The organism is Lamprobacter sp. (assembly GCF_034860625.1).
Lineage (GTDB): Bacteria > Pseudomonadota > Gammaproteobacteria > Chromatiales > Chromatiaceae > Lamprobacter.
In genome coordinates this window covers 1-3,965 of sequence record NZ_JAYESN010000260.1, presented here as the reverse complement: position 1 = coordinate 3,965, position 3,965 = coordinate 1, and the positions used below count along the sequence as shown (strand labels likewise).

4 protein-coding genes and 1 CRISPR repeat array are annotated in these 3,965 nt (G+C 63.7%); all 4 genes read left to right on the top strand.

The features are described 5' to 3' along the window. Nucleotides 1-150 precede the first annotated feature (150 nt). From cas1 to VBE63_RS25580, 4 genes are read left to right on the top strand one after another with little or no spacing between them, the layout of a single operon-like run. Entirely contained in the window at nucleotides 151-1,167 is a 1,017-nt protein-coding gene (cas1, locus tag VBE63_RS25595; protein WP_323685828.1) for a CRISPR-associated endonuclease Cas1, read from the top strand. Further along, the gene (locus VBE63_RS25590; protein ID WP_323685827.1) at nucleotides 1,164-2,021 is read left to right on the top strand and encodes a CRISPR-associated endonuclease Cas1; all 858 of its coding nucleotides are present in this window, start codon (nucleotides 1,164-1,166) and stop codon (nucleotides 2,019-2,021) included. Before cas1 ends, VBE63_RS25590 begins: the two co-directional genes overlap by 4 nt. A gap of 10 nt (nucleotides 2,022-2,031) precedes the next feature. Further along, on the top strand, nucleotides 2,032-2,439 hold the full coding sequence (gene cas2 / locus VBE63_RS25585) for a CRISPR-associated endonuclease Cas2 (RefSeq protein WP_323685826.1): 408 nt from the start codon (nucleotides 2,032-2,034) through the stop codon (nucleotides 2,437-2,439). 1 nt (nucleotide 2,440) lies between these two features. After that, complete coding sequence (locus VBE63_RS25580; protein ID WP_323685825.1) at nucleotides 2,441-3,226, top strand: hypothetical protein; 786 nt, start codon at nucleotides 2,441-2,443, stop codon at nucleotides 3,224-3,226. 234 nt (nucleotides 3,227-3,460) lie between these two features. Further along, nucleotides 3,461-3,910: a CRISPR direct-repeat array (repeat unit 37 nt; unit sequence GTCCGAACCTAGACCCGATCTAAAGGGGATTAAGACG). Between the last annotated feature and the right edge of the window lie 55 nt (nucleotides 3,911-3,965).

Sequence of the window (3,965 nt, the reverse complement as noted above, 5' to 3'; positions counted from 1 at the left end):
TCGCGCGCTGGTCAGCGAGATCGAAACCCTGCTCAACCCGATTGAAGATCGCTTCTTCCTGCTGCGCCTGGAGCCGCGCGGCAAGGTGCGCGTGCGCGGCAAGGGCCTCAAGCCCGTCGATCCACCCTGGTTCTATGTGGGATAACGCCGATGACGACCCTGTATCTCGATCGCCGCGACACGCGCCTGAAGCTCGAGGGCCGCGCCCTGGCCATCTATACCGATGAGCAGCGCCGCGGCACGGTGCCGATCCACCTCCTTGAGGCGGTGATCATGCGCAGTGCCGTGACGCTGGAGAGTAGCCTGCTCGCCAACCTGACCGAGGCCGGTGTCAGTGTGGTGATCTTCGGTGGCCGCCATGCCCGCAAGGTTGCACAGGTGCATGGTCCGTCTCACAACGACGGCGCTCGGCGCATCGGCCAACTGCGCCGGGTCGATGATCCCGCCTGGTGCCTGGCCTGGACCCGACGGCTGGTCAGCGGCAAGCTGCGCCGCCAGCAACGCCTGCTGGTCAGCGCACTGGAGGCACGCCCGGACCTACGCCAAGCCCTGCTCAAGGCCCGCGATCAGTTGCAGCAAGCGCGTCGGCGCGCGGCCGATCCCAGCACGAGCGCCATCGACAGCCTGCGCGGCATCGAGGGTGCCGGCGCGGCGGCCTACTTTAGCGCCTATTGCGCGCTGTTCGCACCTGAGCTGCAGTTCACTGGCCGCAACCGCCGGCCGCCGCGCGATCCGGTCAATGCCGTGCTCTCGCTCAGCTACACCCTGCTGCACTCGGAAGCCGTGCGCGCCTGCTATGGCGCTGGCCTGGACCCGATCATCGGCTACTACCATGTGCTCGACTTCGGCCGCGAGTCATTGGCCTCGGACCTGATCGAGCCGCTACGCCCGTTGGTCGATGCCTGGGTCTGGGCGCAGTTCCGTAGCCGCCATCTGCGCGCCGATCAGTTCAGCCGCGACGGTGAGGCCTGCTTGCTCGGCAAGAGCGGACGGCAACACTTCTATGCGGCCTGGGAGCTGTTTGTGCGCTCGCAGCGTCGGCTGCTACGGCGGCTCTGTCGGACCCTGGCGGTGCGGCTCGCCGCCTCCGGCGCTCAGGTCGCCGTCGCGAGCAAGACCCTGCCAACGCTCGCCGCCGAGGATGCCAAGGAGATTGCAAACCGATGATGGTGCGTACCGCCCAAAACCGTCAGCCGCAGGCGCTTGAACTGGCGCAGCAAGTGCGGCTCGACGCCCGGCCGCTCTACATCGCCGCCGGCAGCGATACCCGCATCTGGCTTGCCGGGCGCGCGCTGGGCATCCAACGCGAGGAGCGCGCTGAACAGTTCTTTCCGCTGCAACGCCTCTCGCGCGTGCACAGCAGCACCCGTGTGTCCTGGAGCAGCGAGGCCCTGCTGGCCTGTGCCGAGCAGGGCATCAGTGTCATCTTTGTCAGCGACGACGGCGAGATCGCTGCGCGCCTGCTGGGTCGTCCCGGCGAGCGCGATGAACTGCTGTGGCGCTTCGAGGAGCTGCTCATGTTGCCGCAGGCTGAGGCGATCTATGGGCGTTGGCTCGCCACAACACGCGCTCGCATCGCCTATTGGGCCAGCGCTCGGCTTGGCGCACCCGAGGGGGCGCGCGATCCGCGCACCGGCCGCGCCTGGATCGAGCATCAGGCACAGCAATATGGTGGCAGCCGTGGCGCCGAGCGCACCCGCCAATGGCTGCGCTCGCTGGCCTACCAATGGACCGCAGCGCATCTGCACGATCTGGGCTTCGGTCGCAACACCGAGCTTGGCCAGATCGGCGAGCCCAGTCTGGCACGGGACTTGGCTGAGCTGCTGATGTGGTATCTGGAACCACCGCGCATTGGCTGGCTGCGTCGGCGTTTCGATGCTGCGCAGCATCGCCGCGAGCCGCTGCGTCTGCCGCGACATATCGACACGGTGCGTTTGTTCGAGTCGCGCGCCGCGCGCATCTCCCAACGCGGACGCGACATCACCAACAGCCTGCACCGCTGGCTGATCAGTGTGACCTAAGGCCCGCGCCATGCCTGCCAATCAACGCCGCCCCTATCTGCTCGCCTACGACATCGCCGATCCCAAGCGCCTGGTGCGCGTGCACCGCACCGTGCGCGGTTCCGGGATGGCGCTGCAGTATTCGGTGTTCCTGGTGGTGGGAACCACGCGCGATCTGGATCAGCTGCTCGCCGCCCTGGATGACATCATCAAACCTTCGCGCGATGACATCCGCGTCTATCCATTACCGATGCAGTTCGATGCCGACCAGTATGGCCGCCAATGGCTGCCCGGCGGCATCGACCTGCCCTCCGATGCCAGTCTTACCCAAGCCCTGCTGGCGATGGTCGCCGAGCAGGACCGACGCGCGGCGGAAGCCCCGTCCCCGCGTTCCAAGCAGACAGGCCGACCCGGCCGTCCACCCAAAAGGAGTCATTGAAATGTTCCAGCCTCTTTTTCCTCGCTATCGCGATGCCATCGCCCGCTATCCGCTCGCTTCGGACGCTAGCGCGCGCAAGCCCGCAGCCCTACCCGATGAGCTGCTGATCAGCCGCGACGGCCCACTGAGCATCTACTACGCACCGTTTGAATACCCGAACCCCCATGCCAAGGTCGTGTTGCTCGGCATCACCCCCGGTCTGACCCAGGCCGACAAAGCCCTGCGCATTGCCCGCACCGAGATCGAGGCTGGTAGCGCCGAGCAGGACATCTTGCGTCAGGCGCGCGAAGGGGCGGCTTTCAGCGGCACGATGCGCGAACCGCTGATCGCCATGCTCGACAGCGTTGGCCTCAACGGCTATCTCGGGATCAACAGTTGCGCGAGTCTGTTCGGCGAGCACCGCGAATGGCTGCAATCCCTGTCGTCCATCGTCTTTCCGACCTTCGTCAATGGCAAGAATTATGGTGGCAGCAGTCCAACGCTCACCGGCCATCCAGCGCTGCGCGAGCTGATGACCTCGCACCTGGTGCCGATGCTCGACATCTTGCAAGACGCGGTCATCGTCCCGCTCGGTCCAAAGCCCGAGGCCGCCATCGGCTGGGTTGCGGCGCATCATGGCGTGCGGCCACCGCGGGTTCTGCGCGGCATGCCGCATCCCTCTGGCAGCAACGCCGAGCGCATCGCCTATTTTCTCGGTCGTAAGCCACGAGAAAACCTCTCGAACAAGACCAACCCCGACAAGTACGATCAGGCCAAGTCCTTGATGAAGGCATTACTGAAGTCTTAAGGGAGGCGTGCGGAAGCCGCGATGTGCCGCGCCCAACATCCCTCTACCTCGAGTGTGCAGTTGGCGGCTCGATCAGCATCGACACCTAGCGCTTGACCGCTCCGTCTGCCGGTTCTAACCTCTTGATCTGGACAGCTCGATACCGGTGCGCTGCATGTGAACTTTCAGGTCGCCAAAATTTTCTGCAACCCCCTTTGCAGGTTGTTGATTATAAAGGCTCCCTGGCGTCGAGCGGTCCGAACCTAGACCCGATCTAAAGGGGATTAAGACCGCATAAGCGGACAAGTCGACGGGCTGATACGTCCGAACCTAGACCCGATCTAAAGGGGATTAAGACTTGACAAGATGCAGGTATTTCATGCACGCGACGTCCGAACCTAGACCCGATCTAAAGGGGATTAAGACGAGGGCGGCTGCAAAGGCCGCCTCGGCGGCTTCGTCCGAACCTAGACCCGATCTAAAGGGGATTAAGACGGAAGCGGAAACGGCAGGCCATCGCTAACTCTGTGTCCGAACCTAGACCCGATCTAAAGGGGATTAAGACGACGCGACTGTCGATTGTTTTTGCCTTCTTGGCGTCCGAACCTAGACCCGATCTAAAGGGGATTAAGACGCTCAATGAACGCTTAAAAGAGCCAACCTTAATAGTCCGAACCTAGACCCGATCTAAAGGGGATTAAGACGCATGAAAAAGATCAGGCTTCCTTGCTTGATCGTCCGAACCTAGACCCGATCTAAA